The 19,130-nt window shown below is 45.1% G+C and carries 18 protein-coding genes; 8 read left to right on the top strand and 10 right to left on the bottom strand.

The features are described 5' to 3' along the window. Positions 1–126: 126 nt before the first annotated feature. Both MSED_RS02350 and MSED_RS02345 read left to right on the top strand, forming a co-directional pair. The gene (locus MSED_RS02350) at positions 127–1,590 is read left to right on the top strand and encodes a CARDB domain-containing protein (protein ID WP_158497965.1); all 1,464 of its coding nucleotides are present in this window, start codon (positions 127–129) and stop codon (positions 1,588–1,590) included. 70 nt (positions 1,591–1,660) lie between these two features. Next, entirely contained in the window at positions 1,661–2,845 is a 1,185-nt protein-coding gene (locus MSED_RS02345; RefSeq protein WP_012020422.1) for an MFS transporter, read from the top strand. Positions 2,846–2,882: 37 nt separating this feature from the next. Here MSED_RS02345 and MSED_RS02340 read toward each other — a convergent pair whose 3' ends face one another. The 3 genes from MSED_RS02340 to MSED_RS02330 form a co-directional block, all read right to left on the bottom strand. Further along, the gene (locus MSED_RS02340; protein WP_225938911.1) at positions 2,883–3,245 is read right to left on the bottom strand and encodes a single stranded DNA-binding domain-containing protein; all 363 of its coding nucleotides are present in this window, start codon (positions 3,243–3,245) and stop codon (positions 2,883–2,885) included. 144 nt (positions 3,246–3,389) lie between these two features. Then, a complete protein-coding gene (locus MSED_RS02335; RefSeq protein WP_012020420.1) occupies positions 3,390–4,310 on the bottom strand; it encodes a lactate/malate dehydrogenase family protein in 921 nt (306 codons plus the stop codon). Between the two features lie 151 nt (positions 4,311–4,461). Further along, positions 4,462–4,938, bottom strand: coding sequence for a DUF4382 domain-containing protein (locus MSED_RS02330; protein ID WP_012020419.1), 477 nt, complete (start codon positions 4,936–4,938; stop codon positions 4,462–4,464). Between the two features lie 393 nt (positions 4,939–5,331). On the opposite strand from MSED_RS02330, the gene MSED_RS02325 reads away from it, so the two are divergent. From MSED_RS02325 to MSED_RS02315, 3 genes are all read left to right on the top strand, one after another. Further along, complete coding sequence (locus MSED_RS02325; protein ID WP_012020418.1) at positions 5,332–6,081, top strand: AAA family ATPase; 750 nt, start codon at positions 5,332–5,334, stop codon at positions 6,079–6,081. A 47-nt stretch (positions 6,082–6,128) separates the two neighbouring features. Further along, positions 6,129–6,926, top strand: a complete 798-nt coding sequence (locus MSED_RS02320; RefSeq protein ID WP_012020417.1) for an aldo/keto reductase — start codon at positions 6,129–6,131, stop codon at positions 6,924–6,926. Between the two features lie 62 nt (positions 6,927–6,988). Further along, the gene (locus MSED_RS02315) at positions 6,989–8,188 is read left to right on the top strand and encodes an NRAMP family divalent metal transporter (protein ID WP_012020416.1); all 1,200 of its coding nucleotides are present in this window, start codon (positions 6,989–6,991) and stop codon (positions 8,186–8,188) included. On the opposite strand, the gene MSED_RS02310 is transcribed toward MSED_RS02315, so the two are convergent. Further along, a complete protein-coding gene (locus MSED_RS02310; RefSeq protein WP_012020415.1) occupies positions 8,185–8,514 on the bottom strand; it encodes a DsrE family protein in 330 nt (109 codons plus the stop codon). The two genes, MSED_RS02315 and MSED_RS02310, sit on opposite strands and share 4 nt — an antisense overlap. A 102-nt stretch (positions 8,515–8,616) precedes the next feature. On the opposite strand from MSED_RS02310, the gene MSED_RS02305 reads away from it, so the two are divergent. Beyond that, on the top strand, positions 8,617–9,375 hold the full coding sequence (locus tag MSED_RS02305) for a dioxygenase family protein (RefSeq protein WP_012020414.1): 759 nt from the start codon (positions 8,617–8,619) through the stop codon (positions 9,373–9,375). A gap of 1 nt (position 9,376) precedes the next feature. On the opposite strand, the gene MSED_RS02300 is transcribed toward MSED_RS02305, so the two are convergent. From MSED_RS02300 to MSED_RS02275, 6 genes are all read right to left on the bottom strand, one after another. Then, positions 9,377–10,156 carry a zinc ribbon domain-containing protein gene (locus tag MSED_RS02300; protein WP_012020413.1) on the bottom strand — a complete coding sequence of 260 codons (780 nt, stop codon included), beginning with the start codon at positions 10,154–10,156 and terminating at the stop codon, positions 9,377–9,379. Positions 10,157–10,309: 153 nt separating this feature from the next. Continuing rightward, entirely contained in the window at positions 10,310–10,819 is a 510-nt protein-coding gene (locus MSED_RS02295) for a hypothetical protein (protein WP_012020412.1), read from the bottom strand. Next, positions 10,788–11,729 carry an ABC transporter ATP-binding protein gene (locus MSED_RS02290; RefSeq protein ID WP_012020411.1) on the bottom strand — a complete coding sequence of 314 codons (942 nt, stop codon included), beginning with the start codon at positions 11,727–11,729 and terminating at the stop codon, positions 10,788–10,790. Before MSED_RS02290 ends, MSED_RS02295 begins: the two co-directional genes overlap by 32 nt. Beyond that, positions 11,726–12,712: an ABC transporter ATP-binding protein gene (locus tag MSED_RS02285; protein WP_012020410.1), complete on the bottom strand. Its 987-nt coding sequence runs from the start codon at positions 12,710–12,712 to the stop codon at positions 11,726–11,728. Before MSED_RS02285 ends, MSED_RS02290 begins: the two co-directional genes overlap by 4 nt. Position 12,713: 1 nt before the next feature. Continuing rightward, positions 12,714–14,126 (bottom strand): ABC transporter permease, encoded by a 1,413-nt coding sequence (locus MSED_RS02280; RefSeq protein ID WP_012020409.1) that lies wholly within the window; start codon positions 14,124–14,126, stop codon positions 12,714–12,716. Then, positions 14,123–15,127 carry an ABC transporter permease gene (locus tag MSED_RS02275; RefSeq protein ID WP_048059973.1) on the bottom strand — a complete coding sequence of 335 codons (1,005 nt, stop codon included), beginning with the start codon at positions 15,125–15,127 and terminating at the stop codon, positions 14,123–14,125. The genes MSED_RS02280 and MSED_RS02275 overlap by 4 nt, the downstream gene beginning before the upstream one ends. 335 nt (positions 15,128–15,462) lie before the next feature. Here MSED_RS02275 and MSED_RS02270 point away from each other — a divergent pair, with 335 nt between their 5' ends. Continuing rightward, positions 15,463–16,623, top strand: a complete 1,161-nt coding sequence (locus MSED_RS02270) for a hypothetical protein (RefSeq protein ID WP_012020407.1) — start codon at positions 15,463–15,465, stop codon at positions 16,621–16,623. Between the two features lie 206 nt (positions 16,624–16,829). Next, complete coding sequence (locus MSED_RS02265) at positions 16,830–19,118, top strand: ABC transporter substrate-binding protein (protein ID WP_404802722.1); 2,289 nt, start codon at positions 16,830–16,832, stop codon at positions 19,116–19,118. Positions 19,119–19,130 lie beyond the last annotated feature (12 nt).

The raw sequence follows: 19,130 nt of genomic DNA, 5'->3' as shown, positions 1-19,130 counted from the left end.
TCGTGACATCGGGTGATTGGACATCATTGTCTTGTTCAGGTTTCTCACTTAGTCTTCTTTGGTATAGTAACAATTGGTCTGTTCTGATAAAGTTTTAATATTGGTGCTCAAAAAATGTTTGGGATCATGAGACAAATCTTAGGCTCAACATTGTTAATTTTACTACTCGGATCTTTCATAGGATTAATTGCCGGCTCTATTGGCACTGGAGCCTCTACCACTCAAACTTACAACGTCACCTTTATGGAGCATGGGTTGCCCAGCGGAACCATGTGGTCCGTTACCTTTAACGGACAGACAAAGAACTCCACGAGCAATGAGATAGTGTTTCAAGTTCAGGGAGCAAGTTACTCATCCTTCTCAATTCCAAACGTGGGCAACTATATTCCAACACCTTCTAATGGACAAGTGTTCGTGAATTCCTCGCTTAGTATAAACGTGACGTTCGCTCTGCCATTCGTTAAGCTAGTGATTGTTAAGTTAGTGGTTTTACAGCAAAGTACCGGAGCCTCAGTCACGGAGCTACAGCCTGGCACATCATATGTTGTTGGTGTGGAGGTTCAGAATCAGGGTAACGTTAATGCGCTCACAGAGGTGAATGAGACAGTCCTCTACAACGGAAAAGTCGTTACGTCTGACGTTCCCATAGCTAGCATAGCTCCTGGGGCCTCGGAAACACTAAGCTTTATCTGGACCCCATCCACTGCAGGTATATATACGTTCCTTGTTAACGTCAAGGCCAATCCCAACATCTCAGTAAGTGAGACGTATCCACTTTACGTGGGAGTATCGCCAGTGAACGTATACAACGTGAGCTTTGTGCAGACAGGCCTACCCGCAGGGACACAATGGTCCGTTACCCTCAACGGCACAACTAAATCATCAACCTCTAACATGATAACCTTCCAGGTTCCAGCCGGAACCTACACCTATTCGGTGCAGAACGTCACAGGTTATCTAAGCAAGGATGTTACAGGTGAAGTTACGGTGAAAAACAGCTCGGTAACGGTACAAATCACTTTCCTCCCCTTGGTGTTTAAGCCAGTGGCAACGCTATTAGTTTCCTATAACGGTCAGGAAGTTACCCAGTTACAAACCAACATTACGTATGACTTGATAGTCACTGTAAAGAATGAAGGGAACACTTCAGGTCAGGGTTATGTTCTCGTCATAGCATCTCAGGGTTCGACGACCGTCCTTAACAAGGCCTTGAACTATACCTTAAAGCCAGGGCAGGCTGAGAATTTTACCCTGCTCTTTAACCTCAACTCGACGCAACCCCTTTCCATCAAGGTAAGCACATACTCTTTGACCCCCAAGGGAGAAGTTCCAGTCTACAACTCATCCTCACAGTTCACAGTTGTTCAACAGCCTACCACGACGAAGACAACAACCACTAACACATCTACGTCAACGACAAATACGACGAAGACAACAACCACTAACACATCTACGTCAACCACCACTAACACAACGACTCCTTCACCTAAACCATCCTCAGGCTCGTCTAATACCTTACTAATTGTCGGAATAGTTGTAGTTGTTGTCGTTATTATAGCGGTGGCAGTGATTTTCCTAAAACGGAAATAATTTTTATTTTCCTTTTTATCTAGCTTTTTCGCAATCAAGTTTTTAAATTATAATTTCTATTTCGGGGTTCATGAGATCTAATTTCATAGGCGCATATCTCTCGTGGGTGATGGACTCTTACGATCTCGGGGCAGTGGTGATAACGGCAACCATCCTAGAGAAGGTATTTTACCCCACACTGGGTTTGCTTGGTGCAGTTTTACCCATTATTTTTACAGTGGTCACGAGACCCCTAGGCGGTTTCCTTTTCGGGTTTTTCGCTGACCTTCAGGGGAGAAAGAAGGCCCTCATTATCACGGTCCTAGGTTATTCCCTCTCCATAGGTCTCACGGGATTGGTACCACCCTACGCTCAGATTGGCATACTGGCCCCTGTCACAGTTTCCCTGCTGAGGGTAATTCAGGGGATTTTCATTGGCGGTGACGTGTCGAGCTCATTCACCCTAGCCATGGAGAGCGTATCAAGGTGGAGGGGGCTTCTTTCTGGCGTCATGCAGTCAGGTACTCTACTAGGTTTCGTGATCGTAGACTTACTTTTCACATCCCTAGCAAAGACGCCTGGTTTCTTCGTCACAGGTTGGAGGTATATCTTCTTCATAGGTGTAATCCCTGCAGTTTTGGCCCTCCTGATACGCGCCAAGGTTACCGAACCCAAGATATACGTGGAAGCACAAAAGGAATATCCAATTAAGGGTCTATCTCCGTTGTGGCAAACTATCCTGGTTATGATAGGTTTCTGGGTAATGATATACGCCGGACCACAGTTCATACCCGTGTATCTGGGACAGGTTCTTCACCTATCTCCGCAGGTGTACGGTTTCCTGGCGTTGATCATGAACGTTGTTGGCATACCTGCAATGGTACTCTCTGGCCTCCTCTCTGACTTCGTGGGAAGGAAAGTCATGGGCATTGTGGGGGTAGTTGTGGGGTTACTCACGGCTTCATGGTTCTACCTTGCAGGGTCTCCCACATTATTGTCCATGGTGCTTTTCGGCTTTGGAATGAACCTTGCTTCAGCCATATCTCCCAGCTACCTGGCTGAGAGGTTTAAGACGTTTAGTAGGGCCACGGGAGTGGGCTTCTCTTACAACGGAGCCTTCATAGTTGCTGGTTTTACTCAACTGTTTATTTCTCAGCTTTCCACGGTGACCTCAGTATCACATTCGGCAGTGATTGTTCTTGGTCTAGGGGCGATAATAGCTGGGATTGGTCTAGCAGTAGGTCCAGAAACCTTGAAGGTCTCAAATCTTAACTAGAATAAAGCAAAATAATGAGTAAAAATAAAAATAATTTTTAGTACCTTCCGTACCTTCTTCTTGGTTCCTCTTCAACAACTCTGTTGGATACGTTGTTTTGGGTGTTTACCTCAAAGGTACCCTGAGTCTCCACCATCTTCCCAGTCCTACCAAGGGATAGTCTCATGGATCCCCTATGTACTGAGACGAAACCGTCCTCGATTGCAAATACCTTTCCCTGGGATACCTTCTGAATATTTGAATCCCATACACTCATGAGGATGGAACCTGTCTCATCCCCAACAAGAACGTCCATCACCTGATGAGAAGAACCGTCCTTTCCAATTACATTTCTTTTTTCTCCAAGACTAACTACCTTTACAGTTACGTCTGCCCTTCTTCTGGGCTCTAGGTCTTTCACTTTCAATTTTTGAACCTAGCATATAGTAGAGTCCGTAGATATTAAAGTAGTGTAAATCAAAGCTCATCCGAGTTAAACACCAAGGGTTTTTAGGGAAGATTGTGAAAATACTAAGTCATTGAAAAATTGGAAAATAAATGAGCCTTAAGCCTTGGTTGCCTGTTCCAGCTGCTTTAGATTTTCCTTGTATGCCTCGTAGAAATCCTTCATTGCGGAGTTTAGATGCCATCTATCCTTCTCATCTAGAAGGGACTCTAGGGACGGACCTATACTAGACCCTACAACAGTGGGAGCGCTCACATGTATTATCTCCTTCTCGTACTCCTTCGGAGTTGCAATACTCATAACCCTATTCTCGCTGAACGCAATGGACTTGATGATGTCAGCTATGATGGTCCCAGGACCCCAGGTGGTACCACCTATTACCCTGATTATCTCGCCAGGAATCTTCTTGACGTAATCGCTTACCTCGTCCTTGTTAATGTTGAACTCATCCACGGGTTTTCCCTTAATCTTCACGGTGCTCCACAGGACCACGGCATCCTCCCCATGTTCACCTCCCACGAATCCATCCACGGAGGTCACGGGTATCTTAAGCTTCTTTGCAATGAAGGATCTCATTCTCATGGTCTCTACTTGATCTCCGGCGCTTATGGTGAACTGCTTGGAGTATTTCATGAACACCGATGCCATCATGTCAACTGGGTTTGCTACCATTAGGTATATCGCTCCAGGATTCTTAGAGGGAAGTTTCTGAGCTAGGTCTATCATTATCTTAGCATTATCCACGAATAGATCTCTCCTGCTCATACCTGGTTTCCTAGGTTTACCAGCCGAGATAACAACGATGTCCATTCCAGATACGTCATCTAGGGAATTGGTCCCTAGAACATTCGCCTTTATTCCCTTGGTCGCGAAGGCGTGCCTAAGCTCATGCTCAAATTTGTCTGGGAGTTCAGGAATGATATCATAAATTACAGCCTCGTCCACAGCCCCGCTCACCAGGGCCGAGTAAGCTATGGTTTGTCCAATTTTTCCCGCTCCTATGAAACCTACCTTAGCCATTTTTACTCATTATAGATTTGAAACGGTTTTTATTAAAGCTTAGGAAAGTGGATTTTCGGTAAACCATGTAACAGGAGTAAATGATCAAAGGAGCTTAAATCCAAAAATCTAGTTGGCGTGAGAGACGGCCCATCGAGGAGAACGGGTGAGTCTAGTTTATAGCTTCAGCAGTAATTGATGGGGAAATTATAAGTGATCCGCTGGATATGGACATATGGGGGAAGCTTATTATAACTTCGGCGTTTTGGGTAGGAGATACTATTAGGTCCTTATCTGCAATGAAATGGATCTTCAAAACGTTGCTAGGTATGGTTACACTTACCCCTAGAACTGATGTGGATGCGTTCTTTATATAGAGGAATATTTCGTTATATTTCCCTGCGGGTATTCTGCCTGATACGAGTTGAGTTAGGTTAGACCCTAGTTGATAGACTATGGTCTTATTGGAAACTGTAATCCAAGAACCATTAACTTCATGCAACATAATCGATGTGATTGTCAAGGTCACTGAAACGCTAGGTGCATCCTCTGCGTACACCGTTACGGGACCTGTGGTTAAAAATTGATAACCGAAGTATCCCACTACGATTAAGACTACTACCGCAACACCTACTAACCACAGCTTCATATTACTTCTTTTAGATATCACGATTAAAAGTTTGTCAATAGGCAGTTTACTAACTAAGGGACTAGCAATTTAGGGGTATGATCACGATTCAAAACAAAGTACCATCTCGCAATATTAATCAAATTCCAATATCACGCTATTAAACTAATGATGACAGTATTGGAAACATAATTAGAGGAATTCCTCCCATCAAGACCAGATACTAGCTTTCTTTAGTTACAGGTTTAAATCTATTATTGATTAGAGCATATTTAAAAATGCCATGAGAAAATTGTAATTGGAAGAATGTTGTTTAATACGGTTTATTTTCTATATGATATCTATAGTCTTCATAGAAGATTCATGGAAAATTTCTTACAAACATTTAAATTAGGTTCCTCCTAGAAGATAATAATGCTTATAATTGAAGTTACAGGTGTCAAGGGTGGTGCTGGTAGGTCTACGATTTCTGCCCTTCTCGCACTATCTATGGCAAAGAAGGGAACTGACGTTATCCTCTTAGATCTTGATCCACTTGGATGGAGTTCGTATCTCATGGAGGTTAGGGGGGAGGGATTACTTCCATCTATCCTATCAAGTAACACGGGAGACCTATGGACGGATATCGAATTGGAAGGTCAAACAATTAGGGTTATCAAGATGCTGGGCAACGGTAGTAAGTTAAACGATGGCTTGTACGCCATTTACAGTGATGCAAAGAAGAGAGAGATGTTTGAACATGTCATGGTCTCTGCAATTCAGGAGAGATTCGGAATAGTAATTGCAGATTCATCAACTCAGATAACTGAGGGAAGCAATATTCTTTTTGATAAAATTAGAGAAATTGTTAAGGAACCGATTCACATTCGGAAAATCTTCGTAACTGATATGAATAAATTTGATGTTGATAGCACCCTTAACGCGATGAAGAATGAAAGGGGTGAGATCCTAGGAACACTCATTAACATGGTCCCGCCTATTCCATCCTTCTTTGAGTTAGCTGAAACTTATGCTTACCTGTTCAAGGGAATTGTTACTATTGTTCCCTTTATAGAATCCCTATTTAATGCCTCGAGCGTGACCCTATCTCTAGTTCCTCCCCAAATTCAGGAGTTGGCAAATCACGTATTCAAACCAATTCCTGATTTCATGTTGATAATGTAGGCCATCCACGGCTCATTCTTATTAATTAGGCGTGAGAGAAACATGTCATGAATCTGTGTGATAAGAAAGTATCAAAGATAGGATTTGGCACGTGGAAAATTGGAGGAGGTTACTGGTCCGCCGACAGGACCCGTGACCCTCAATGGATCGAGTTAATTCGTTACGTGTACGAAAAGGGAATCAACCTATTTGATACGGCCGAAATGTATGGTGGAGGACATACCGAGGAACTTGTAGGTCAGGCGCTGAGGAATTACGATCAGGAGGATTTCACCATTGTGACCAAGGTCTGGAATAATCACCTCTCCCACGATGATGTGATAAAATCTGCAAAGGCAAGTCTTAGAAGGCTTGGCCTAAAATCCATCGATGTTTACCTGATTCATTGGCCATCTCCGAGCGTCCCGCTCAGGGAGACCATAAGGGCCATGGAGAAGCTGGTTGATGAGGGGGTTGTGAGGTGTATCGGAGTCAGCAACTTTGACGTTGCCCTTGTACAGGAAGCTATGGAGGTAACAGCCAAGTATCAGATTGAGGCGAACGAAATAGAGTACAGCTACATACATAGGGATCCAGAGAACCAACTTATTCCTTTCCTGGAGAAAAACAACATTAAGGTTATAGCCTATTCCCCCTTGGGTAGGGGAGAGATCTCTAGGGAGCCTAAGCTAGAGGAGGTTGCGAAAAGGTACGGGGTTACCCCCATTCAAGTGGGTCTGAACTACGTTGCCAGAAGAGCTATACCCATTCCAAAGGCATCCACTAAGGCCCATGTGGATGAGCTCGCTAAGGTTCTAGAATGGGACCTGAGAGAGGAGGACTACCTCTACCTATCCAGGTCGTGATTCCCTTCTACCTAAGTCTTTAGGGCTAAAGTTTTTATTCAACAAAGTTACTATTCTTTACGATGAATCGTAAATGGAATACGCCGACTCGTAAATTGACAAATCTGCTAGTGTTGTTCGGACCCGCCTGGCTCGTTATGATGGCGGACATGGATGCGTCTAGCACTATTGGGGCCGCAGAGACTGGTGCAGTGCTGAAGTACTCTCTGGTCTGGTTTCTACTCCTACTCACCATCCCGCTCTACTTCATTCAGGAGGTTTCTGGGAGGATCGGGATAGCCACAGGAAAGGGGCTGGGGGAGATAATCAGGGAGAGATACTCCAGGAAGGTTTCCCTGGCAATGGCATTACCCATGGCACTCACTGACGTTCTCACGTATGCCGTGGAATATGCAGGAGCTGCGGTTGGTCTTGCAGTCTTTGGGATACCCGTCATCGTATCGGTTCCCATAATTTTCACTGCTCACTTGCTCCTGATGCTGGGGAGAAAGTACGAGCAGGCAGAGAGGGTACTCCTCTTCATATCTCCTATTCTCTTTGTGGGTTTTGCCCTCGTCCTGGTGGAGAGCGGAATAAAACCTTACCCCCTGTTCTATTTCTCCCTTTCACCAAGCTTCGTGTTCCTCTTGGCAGCTAACGTGGGGGCCGTGGTAATGCCCTTCATGCTATTTTTCCAAGCCTCGGCCACGGCCATCAAGTACTCCACTAGAAGATTTGTGCCCAAGCGAGTTGCTATTAACAGGATAAGAATGGAAACTGCGGTGGGGGCATTGGCCACAGAGCTCCTCATGGTTCTGGTGGAAATGAGCATGGCTGGGGCAGACCCCAGCACGAACTTTCTCTCTCCCCAGTCCATCTCCAAAGCCCTGAGCTCCTTTGCTGGTCCGCTCTCGCCCATCTTCTTTGGGGTAGGACTAGTTGCAGCAGCCTTCCTGGCCTTAGTGGTAATATCCTTAGGAAGTGCTTGGGGGGTTGTGGAAGCTCTAGGCGTAGGAAGAGAGAAGACCTTCATTGTCTATATACTGGAAAGCGTTCCAGCTGCACTGGCCATATCCCTAGTTCCAACCCAGGAGCTCGCAAATGCGGTGTTGAACCTTCTCGTATTTCTTGTTCTTGCCCTAGTGGGTCCTGGGGTAATTCAGGGCCTAATATCCTCGGATGAGAAGGTTATGGGAGATCTAAAAAACACGAGACTGCAATCTCTCCTCTATTGGGCCAGCCTCGCGTTTGTTCTCGTGTTTGGGTTCCTTGCGATATTTTAGAATGTGATGACTTCGTAGCCTTGATTCACGTACTTGGAAAGAGTCTCACCCATGGGCGTTAGCCTCACTCCCATCTGCATAAGAGTGTCCTTTATTCCCATGTTCTCCGCTACGCCCACACAGGCGGAATCAACACTTCCGTTCTTTAGCATCTCCTCAAACATGTTTCTTAGGTCTCCCTGCAAGGTTGTGAGTGCCTTCTGACTTGGTCCGAAAAAGAGTAACTTCAGATCGTCATACCTCTTGTTCTTGATTGAATTGTACGCCATCCTTAGAGCTAGCCCTAATTTTTCGTCTCCTGACATTACGAGGAAAACTACTTTCATGGTAAAATTAATTAGTTTTATCGCTATTTAACATCTTCTTACCAAGAATTGGCAGAAAGAATTATAAGTAAAGAAATCTAGTTTACCTAATAAAGTGATCCCATGATAGGCCTTTTCGTATCCCATGGATCTCCAACCATTCTAGTGGAGGACATACCTTGGAAGAAGTTGATGAGGGAAGTGGGGGAGAAGATTAGGAGTGAGGTGAACCCCGAGACGGTGGTCGTGATTAGCCCTCACTTTATATCGTGGAGTGGAAAACATCTGGTTGAGGTTCAGGAGAAGCTTGAATGTATCCAGGATTATTACGGATTTCCAGACGAACTTTACAAGTTCTGTTACTCAGCAGATAATGACGTGGAGTTAGCAAGGCAAATAGTCAGTGCGGGAAAGAAAGCTGGACTTGAGGTTGAGGAAGATTCGTCCTGGGGACTGGATCACGGAGCGTGGATACCCCTGAGCTACATGTTTCCCGGCCTGAGGGTTGTGAGTATCTCAATCACAGACGGAACACCTCAGGAACACTATAAGTTGGGAGAGGTAATAGCTCAAGCATCCTCAGGGAGGAGAGTCCTAATCTTGGGAACCGGATCACCTACACACCGGCTTGATGGCTTATATCTGGGGATTAAACCTAAACAATCAAGATTCGACCAGGTTTTAATGGGCCTGCTAAAGGAAGGAAAGTTCGACGAGATAATGGAGTTGCCAAAGACGAAAATGTGGGTGGAGGCACAGCCCGAGGGACTACTCAATCCCCTATACACCGTGCTAGGTTTCGTGAAGCCGAGAAAGGCTGAGATACTTGGATACGACGTCCCTTGGGGAGGAGTTAGCATGCTTGCGGTAAGATTCGAGTGAGTTATCCAGAGCTTCTCCTATTCCCGTGAATTAAACTCCTTGACTCCAGATAAATTAGAAATTGGCCTCCCATGAGGAGAAACCCAAGCTCTGGAAGAAGAAGAAATGATATCAAACCTATGAGGGAGAGTAGCGCTCCTACCTTGAGTCCTGGCCTTGTCATGGCGTTAGCTATTTTGTAAACTCCGATGGTAATTCCCAATCCGCCAATTAGGAAGAGGATAAACCCTAGGTCAATTAGGATTACCGCTAGAGGATTTTTTGATAAATCAGTTAGATTAAGTTTCGTAATGTTGAGCTCCACCACACCTATTCCAGATACAAGGAGAAGGAAGCCTGGTAAGAGGAGGAAAGAGAGTAGTGATGAATTCCTTAACCTTTCGTCGAATAGCCTGAAAGCTACCGAGTAGCTTCCGGTTCCCATACCTAGAAAAACCACCGAGACTAATCCGAAAATACTTTGAACCAAGGTGTTTATGGGTGGTAAAGAGAGTAGGAGGAAAAGGATTCCAATCATTAGGTAGAGTGCGCCATCTCTTAGTCTAGTCATGGATTCTTCCCTGGATCTCTCCTCCCTTCTAGTTTCCTCCACTTGAAAGGGAACAATCTTAAGGGGATATCTGCATCGCTCACATATGGACGCTCCGGGAGGATTCTCGTAACCGCATCTGGGGCACTTCGTGGAGAAGCTCTCTGACGAGAGCGTTAGTGGATATCTGCATCGCTCACACATAGTGGCTGAGTCGCTATTCTCGTAACCGCATCTGGGGCACCTTTTCATACCTCAATCTACTCAGAGCTCATTTTAAACACTCATCAACATAGTAAAGGGGAACATTCATTAATGTGGAAAAAACGCTCAAGTTTGTTGCTGCATACAGATTTATACGTCTAGAATGCACAATAAGTGGAGCAATTCTCTAGTAGTTTAGGTTCATTTCAGTGACCAGCCATAATCCTTCATCACTACGTCGTCCCTGAACGATGTCCAGGTGTAGAATTTTCTTAGCTTCTTCCCTGTCCTTTTCTCTATAGTTAACTGGGTCATACCCTCTAAAAGGTTGGAGGCAGGCCAAGACATTACGATAGCCATGGTTATAGCTAGCCAAGGAAGTGGAGGAAGGAAGAACGAGAGGACCATAGGCGTAGCTATAAGCAGGAGAACCACAACTAAGCTTCTATTGGCCTCTTTCCTGTTGGTTTTAAATCTGGGCTCAAACCTCAGAACCCCAGTCCTCTGAAGTTCTCGCATTCCCCTAAAGAGCTTCCATTCCTTGAAGAGGAGAACTGAGACGGACAGGGGCAGTATCACTAGGAAAAGCTCGGGACTCGTAAGGATCCCAACGAATCCCCCTGCTATCACGAAGATCGTGGAGAAAATGAGTTCCTTTCTCGTAACCAGGGATCTCTCCTCAGTATAGGAAGCATGCGACGTAGTGGTCACTGGATACACCCGATAATTCTGGTTCTTTTTCCCTGCAGGAGGCCATGGCAAAGGGACATTTCGGATAGTATTTGCATCCTTTCCCGTTATAGGGCTCAGTTTCCTCCTTCACCTTCACGGAGAACAGACTTGCCCTACCTGATGGGTCGGGAATTGGAACGGCTGAGATTAAGCCCTGAGTGTAGGGATGAAGGGGTTTATCTAGAACGGCATCCGTGGAACCATGTTCTATAACCTTCCCCTGATACATTACGTATATCCTGTCCGCTACGTATCCCAGGGTTGAGATGTCGTGGGTAATCATCATTATACTTATCCCCCTCTCATCTCTGAGACGCTTAAAAATGTCCAGAACTCCGGCCCTTATGGACATATCTAGCATGGACACCGGTTCGTCTGCGACCATGAAGGAAGGGTTAAGGACCAGAGCCCTGGCTATAGCTACCCTTTGTAACTGTCCACCAGAGAGCTGATTGGGAAGCGATTTCGCATATTCCTCCTCAGGCGTAAGGCCAACGTCTCTCAAGGTATCCAAGACTATCTTCCTCTCCTCCTCTCTATTCTTGGGAATGTTGTGAACCCTAAGACCCTCCGCGACTATGTCGTAAACCTTCAGTCTAATGTCCACCGCCTCATACGGGTTTTGGTAGATGATTTGATTTTGTCTTCTGAACTCCTTCTCCTCTTTACCCTTTAACTTGAACACGTTCTTTCCATTCCAGAGTACTTCTCCTGAGTCCGGTCTCTGTAGGTTAAGGATCGTCCTTCCCAGGGTAGTTTTACCGCTTCCAGACTCACCAACTATGCCCACAATCTCCTTATCCTTCACGCTAACGTTTACCCCATCAAGGGCCTTAACTAGGACATCCCTGGACTTGAAGTACACCCTTAAGCTTTTTCCCTCTATCATTTCCTATTCACCGCGTGGCAGGCCACGTAATGGAATCCCTCAACCCTAGCGAACTCAGGCTCCCTCTCACTACACACTGGCATGGCTAGGGGACACCTAGGGGCAAACCTGCAACCCTTCGGCGGATTCTCCAGGTCTGGTGGGAAACCTGGTATGGCCACCAGTTTCTTCTGCTTTCTAACCCTGAGATCTGGGATAGCCTTTATGAGAAGTTGCGTGTAGGGGTGGAGTGGATTGCTAAACACCTTCTCCACATCCCCAAACTCCACGAGCTTCCCCGCATACATTATCGCGATACTGTCGCTCACGTTAGCTAAAAGGGACAGATCGTGGGTTACAAACATCATGCTGAACTTCCTGGATTCCTGGAGAGACTTCATGAGCTCCAGGATCTTAGCCTGAGTGATCACGTCCAAGGCCGTGGTGGCCTCGTCTGACACTATCATGGAGGGATTAAGGAGGAGGGCCATGGCTATAACCACCCTCTGCCTCTGTCCCCCGGAGAGCTCATGTGGAAACATGTCAGCCTTCTCCTGTGGAACACCAACGCTTTCAAGTGTCCTGTATATCCTCTCCATCGCCTCTGCTCTTGACACGTCCTCGTGTGCCAGGATGGTCTCAAGCATCTGGTCCTTAACCTTATACACTGGGTCCAATACGTCCATAGAGGCCTGTGGTATGTAGGCCATATCCTTCCAGACTATCTCCTTCCTGAAGGTCTTCAAGTCCATCTTTAACAGGTCCTGTCCTTTGAACTTGATCTCGCCAGACACCACCCTAGCGTTTCTAGGCATTACCCTGAATATGGTGGTGACCAGGGTTGATTTTCCGCATCCGGATTCTCCTGCGACGCCAAGGACCTTGGATCTATCGAGAAAAAGTGACACATCATCAACGGCCTTAACGTAACCGGTCTTTGTGGCGTAGTATGTCTTCAGAGAGTTAACTTCAAGGAGAGTATCAGTTGATTCCTCGAAGATCATTTCATTCACCCCTAAGCTTGTAGGGACTAAGGACGTCAAGCATTGCTGTCCCGAAATAGTAGAACGCTGTACTTAACAATATTATCCCAATTCCAGGTGGAAGCACCCACCACCATGCAAACCCATTGGCAAAGGACAAATCATTGGTGGCAAATCCAAGCATGTTTCCCCAGGTCGGGAACTCTGTAATTCCCAGGCCCAGGAAGTCGAGACCCGACTCAGCCAGGATAACGCCTGGAACGTCATATGCCAGTTGAGCAAATAGAATTCCCATCAGGTTGGGAACTATATGTCTGAACAGGATCCTAAACCTTCCCTCGCCCAGAGCCCTAGAAGCTTCCACGAAGGTTCTGTTCCTGAGGCTTAGTGTCTGTCCCCTAATTATCTTAGCAGTCCCAGGCCATGATAACAACGAGATGATGAGTAGTATAAGGACGGCCTTGTTCACGTTAACTATGACCCCAGTGAGATCGAAGATAGAGATCAAAACAATCAAGAGAGGTAAACCCGGTATTAACAGAAAGAAGTCTGTAAGAGCATTCAGGGCCAGATCCGTGAAACCGCCCACGTAGCCCGCTATCAGCCCAATTATGAGTCCTATTCCTATAATAAGGGCTGAGGCTACAAGGGCTAAATAGAGATCGAACCTCGCTCCATACACGAACTCCGAGAACACGCTCGCGCCATTATCATCTGTTCCCAACCTACCATAAGCGTAACCAAGAGAGGAGTAATGTGGGTTGGAAACAAGGAAAGTCTCAGGTGAATTTCCTGTATTCTGGAATGATATAATCAGGTAATATATCCCAGGTTTAGGCAGTACAGCCTTGGGGAACTCAAGTGATGCTAAGGGCTGATCTTGGAAGGGAAGGGAGCTTACGTACGGAGAATTGCTTGGGTTTATAGTTTCTGAAGAGAAGGTAACGTAATTGGCCTTCCCGGGAGTAACGCTAACTGCAGGAGGTATCGGTAAAGGTGACAGTTCCATGAAGTTGATATTGTTCATGTAAAGATTTACGTTAAAGTCGCTTGTAGATGGCGTAACTAGGGTAAAGGACAGAAGTACGTTGTATGGAGAACTCCAATTCCATCTAATGGCGTAAGTCAGATTAACCTGACCCCCTGCAGGAACCTCCACCTTAACCATGGACGAGTTAATGGGGGTAAGTCCTGAGGTCTCAGAGGGAGACAACGTCATTCTAACGTCAGGGGGAAGACCATGATATTGAGGGAAGATTGTGGCCCACGAAGGAACAGCGTAGGGGGCCGCAACGAACTGTTGTGAAACTAGATAAGGATTGTTGTATGACGTTAGAACTGGAGCTAAAAGGGCAATAGCAGCAAAGAAAAGGATTACGACTACCGAGAAAATGAAAGTTTTCCTGCTTAGCAGGTCTCTCAATACCTTGTTCATTCATACTTCACCCTGGGGTCAATGAGCGGATATATTAGATCGAGAGCGAGCAATATTATGACTGCAAATAAGCTAATTATGTAGAAGTCTCCCCCGAGCAAAGGTACGTCAAGGTTCTCTGCACCTCTCACCAAAAGTCTTCCCAGACCCGGTATGTTAAAGATGTCCTCTATGAACACAACTCCAGCAAACAGGAAGGCTATGTCTATTCCAACCCTTGTAACTACGGGAATTACTGCATTCCTTGTTACGTGCTTGTATAGGATTTTCCTCTCGTCTATTCCTCTTGCCCTCAAGTAATTAACGAAGTTGCTACCCATGAGTTCAACGCCATTATTCCTAAATAATATATTCCTAACTCCGTAACTAATCACTGTAATGAAAAGAATAGGCAAGGTTAGGAACTTTAAAAGATTGGCCCAGTACGCGATTCCCACCAGGGAATGACCATTTGAGGTTGTAATGGCCTCAGCCAGATTCGTCGGGAATATCCTGAAATAGAACCCAAAGAAGTAGAGAACTATTTCCCCTAGCCAAAAGGCAGGTATGAAGTAGGTCATTATTGACGTAAAGCTTACAGCCACGTCTCCTACTTTTCCCTGCCTTGATATGGAGTAAAGTCCCAGAACCAATGCCAAGATCGTGCTTAGAATCAGGCTAGGGATAACCAAGAGAGCCGTTACAGGGAATCTGGCCTCGATCAACGAAATCACGGGTTGTTGATAGCTCATGGAGATGCCTAGGTGGAAGGTTAGTAGTGATTTCATATAAACAAAGAATCTCTCATCTAAAGGAAGATTCAGACCAAACTGGTTATCCAGTGCCTTAACAAGTTCGCTCCTTGGTAGGCCCTTATAGGTTAAGGGGACGTAAAGCTCAGCCGGATTTATGCCATAGAGGGTGGGTAATACCTGAAAAATTAGAAAATTAAAGACTATTATTCCAAACAGCAACGCTATCCTTTCAGCTATTCTCTTCGCTAGATATCTAAGAAGAGACATCATTAACCAAGTAAAAATATGTCCCTTCTTTATTAAAAAACTTTATGTTATTCCGTTCAAATTATTGTCTGAAATGTTAATCCCCCAGACGATCTTTTTTAAACAATTCAAATTAGGAGGCACATTATCTTTAATACATGCAAAAATGCTCTCATGCAATAAACGATATAAATTCAGATTTCAAATTTCTTATAATTCGAGATTTTTAATGGAATAATACAAGAAAGGGATCAATTTAATACTGGATTTTGTGCAGATTTCTATCAGAATTACACGGACTTGGAAATGTGGATAAAATCTAAATAACTCGGCGTCCTTTTAGTGAAGTAAGCTAAATGAAGCATGAAAAGATGAAAAAGGAGAAGAAAAAATCTGTAAATGTTATATTAGTTGTATTAGCCATACTTGTCATAGTAGCGGGCATTATACTTTTACAGATAAGAGCCACCTCATTCTCAGTTGAGATCATAAGTGGTGTAAGTGAGGTTAATCAGATCGTGGAGATCTCTCCCAACGTTATTGCCTTTGTGGGTTCTTCCTCTGCGCACAATTATGTAGAAGGAGTTGCCGGCCTATTTTACGTTCAAAATCACTCTTATGAACTGTTCAACATTAGCCATTATTTTGATAATGGCTCTATCTATGCAATAGGCTACAATGGATCTGCGCTCCTAATTGGTGGAGCTCGTTACGTTCCACAGGAGAACACATCAATACTGGAGCCAACCTTGATACTCATTAATGGGGATAAAGTCTATAACTTGACAGGTGAAATACCTAGTTTCTATATCCCTGGCCAGATATATTCAATCAGTTGGCAGAAAAACTTCTGGTTGATCGGCGGCTCAGCTCTAGTAATCGAGGGAAGTAGTACCTTTCAGGTACCTTTCCTTCTCAAGTTCTCAAACAACGTTTCAGATCTAACTGCTCTATATCCTTCCTCACTCTACAAACCACTTAGCGTGGGTAGTGGAATTTTTACAATATCCTCAAATGGATCCTTCTCCTTCATAGGCGGATCTCATTTGTTTAATTACACCGTCACGCTGTTCAATGGAAGCAATTTCACGGATAGTAAGCAGGGATTAGGTGCCGTGATAACGTCCGCGTCAACCCCCTCAGGATGGTTATTTGGAGGTTTCAATTACTCCCTTAATAACACTCACGTAACTCTCACCATGCTCGGTCTCCTAAATGGGTCACGGGCTAATTTCATACCATTAAAGTATGAGGTGGGTCTCGTTAACTCTGTGGGTTACGGGGATGGGAGATACATAGTTTCCCTAAGAATTCCTGTAATAAACAATTTCACCGGTACAGCCTCAGAGGAGGGGATAATACTATCAGGTTCGTCTCTATACACACTATCACCAGTCTTCTCCAAGCTAAACACTAGCATTAATTCAGTAATAGGAATTCCTGGTTATCTTTTGGGTGGAGGTTATATTTCGTCATCTCAGGGAAGGGAAGGGATAATTATTTTGGTTAAAGCATGACAATTCAAATAAAATGAAGAGAACATATCCTGAATATTAAGGCCAAGTTTAACTCGAATTGATAATTCATTTAAAATAATAATCTACGTAGATATCCTTAGAACAGCAACAGAATCTTTTAATTCTATTAAAAGAACTTCACTAAGCTATTCGACCACTATGAAAAAGTTTAAATTGATTGAGCATATTCACTTTAAATGAGTGATATGAGTATGAGCCGATTGTTTATTCTTGCAAGCCTAATCCTAGTATTTTCAATGATTATGGCCATACCAATGGAGGTTTCAAGCTTCGCCATCGCTAACTTCGATACGCCTATACTTACACCCTCACAGGCCATCTATAATGAACCGTGGGTCGGAACAATAGAATATACTTATGCCTATACAACCCACACCGACGAGTTTAATGCTCTCCTAGACGGTAAGGTCGACTTCATCACGCTTACCCACGTCTCAGAGATCAATGAGTTGAAGACAGCGCCCTATAATCAGACTGCGTTTTTGGCCATTGCTCCTCAGGAAAGCTTTGGACAGATCGTGTTCGCCTTCGGAAATAACCTGACATCAAACATTTACTTCAGGTATGCCATAAGCTCCCTGATAAACCCAGAGAACGTAACGTCGTACGTCTTGGATAACGGTATACTAGGCGTTGATGAGCCCTACTTCGTTAACCCGAGTTTAGCTGTGTATAAACAATGGTTTAACCCACAGGTAGAGTCTTATTACCAGCAGTATGAGTCCTACAACCTCACCAGGGCCGTGATGTATCTAGAGATGGTACCAGGGATAACCCACAAAAACGGGCAATGGTATTATAACAATCAACCCCTTAAGTTAACGTTCTACTACACCTACCCACCGAACACTCTTAAGAGGTTCGCTGAACTACTAGCCGATTCCGCGGCCGCAATTAACCTATCAATAACTCCCGTGTCAGAGACCTTCGGTACACTGATTACACAGGCCACTACTCCACCCTACAACGACTTCAATTTGACCACCTTCGGATGGATCAACCTAGGTCCGTTCCCCAACTCCTGGATGAACGGGATTTACACGTCACCGGGTAATGTTGGAGGATTCTCGAACTCTACCGTGGATCAGGTCCTACAAAACGCGCTAAATGCCCCTACCCTGTCGCAGGAGATAAACTACACCATGCAAGCTGAATACCTCCTTCAGCAGCAGCTTCCCTACGTGGTCTACACCTGGAGTAACGGCATCCAGGCAGTGTACTTGCCAGGATGGGCCAACTACATCTACTTGTCAAGCGGAACTCCCAATTATGCAATAAACATAATGGATGTTCACCCCACGAATCAGGCCCTCAATGGAACCTTTATCTTCTCCTCCATATCTAGTGACCTGCCTAGACATATAAACATATACGCCAGTACATCACTTTACGCCTTCAATACCCTAGATGACATGTATGACTCTCTGGGCATATCCCCACTTAATAACCCAACTCAGGTCCTCCCGTGGGTCGCCTCGTCCTGGACGGTCCAGAAACCAGTTAACTTAACTCTTCCTAATGGTGAAAAGATAGTAAACGGTCAGGTAATTACGGTCAACCTAGTCCATAACGACACGTGGATAGACGGAGTTCCACTCACGGCCTACGACGTTAACTTCACAGTATGGTATTACGACCTTCCCGGAATGATGGGAACTAACACCTTTGACGGGGTGACGCTGAACTACACCTACCTGGCAAGCGAGGGCTTCATTAACACTGACCTCTTTGGCACAATTCCGTCACTAGTGTGGACCAATGTCACTAACCCCTACCAGATAGTCTTCTATCTCAACTCTTCCTCATACGTTAACGAGTATCTAGTCCTCACTGAGTACCCCATAATGCCAGCTCACACCATAGGTCCAGTCAACGTAGTAACACTATACCACTCGACGCTAGCCCCAGAGATATCCTCAGGGCCCTACATGTTCTCGTCCTTCAACAGCGAGGCAAAGACAGTGACAGTGACCTATAACCCATACTACTTCAGGATTAATCCGCTCATCTTCCTGCAGAATGTGACCGCTGGAACCCCCGTGAACTTCACAGCGAACTTCCAGTACTACACCTGGGACAACGCCACCTCTTCCCTTGTAGCTAACCCCGTCAATGGAACTGCCTACATGTGGCTAATGTACCTCAATGTGTCCGGTGAGGGCTATAGTAACGCGACTGCCCCTGTTCAGATGAAGATGGTCTCACCTGGAAACTATGTGGGGACGATTAACACGACCGGTCTTAAACCGGGAATTTACGAGATCGTGAGCAAGGTAACATGGGATAACGGAGCAAGGGAGCTATTCAGATACGGTTCACTCAACGTTAGTGCATCACATGTAACGACGACGACAACGACTCCGCCTACCACTACTACCACGACATCCTCTACGTCAACTATAGCAATTGTTGCCGGAGTGATAGTGGTCATTGTTATAGTAGCTGTTGTTGTGGCAGTGGTCAGGAGAAGGTAAACCCTTAAAGTG

It is taken from the genome of Metallosphaera sedula DSM 5348 (genome assembly GCF_000016605.1).
In the GTDB taxonomy this organism is placed as follows: Archaea; Thermoproteota; Thermoprotei_A; order Sulfolobales; family Sulfolobaceae; genus Metallosphaera; species Metallosphaera sedula.
The sequence above is the reverse complement of the archived record's forward strand: the minus strand, read 5'-3'. Positions and strand labels throughout refer to the sequence as shown.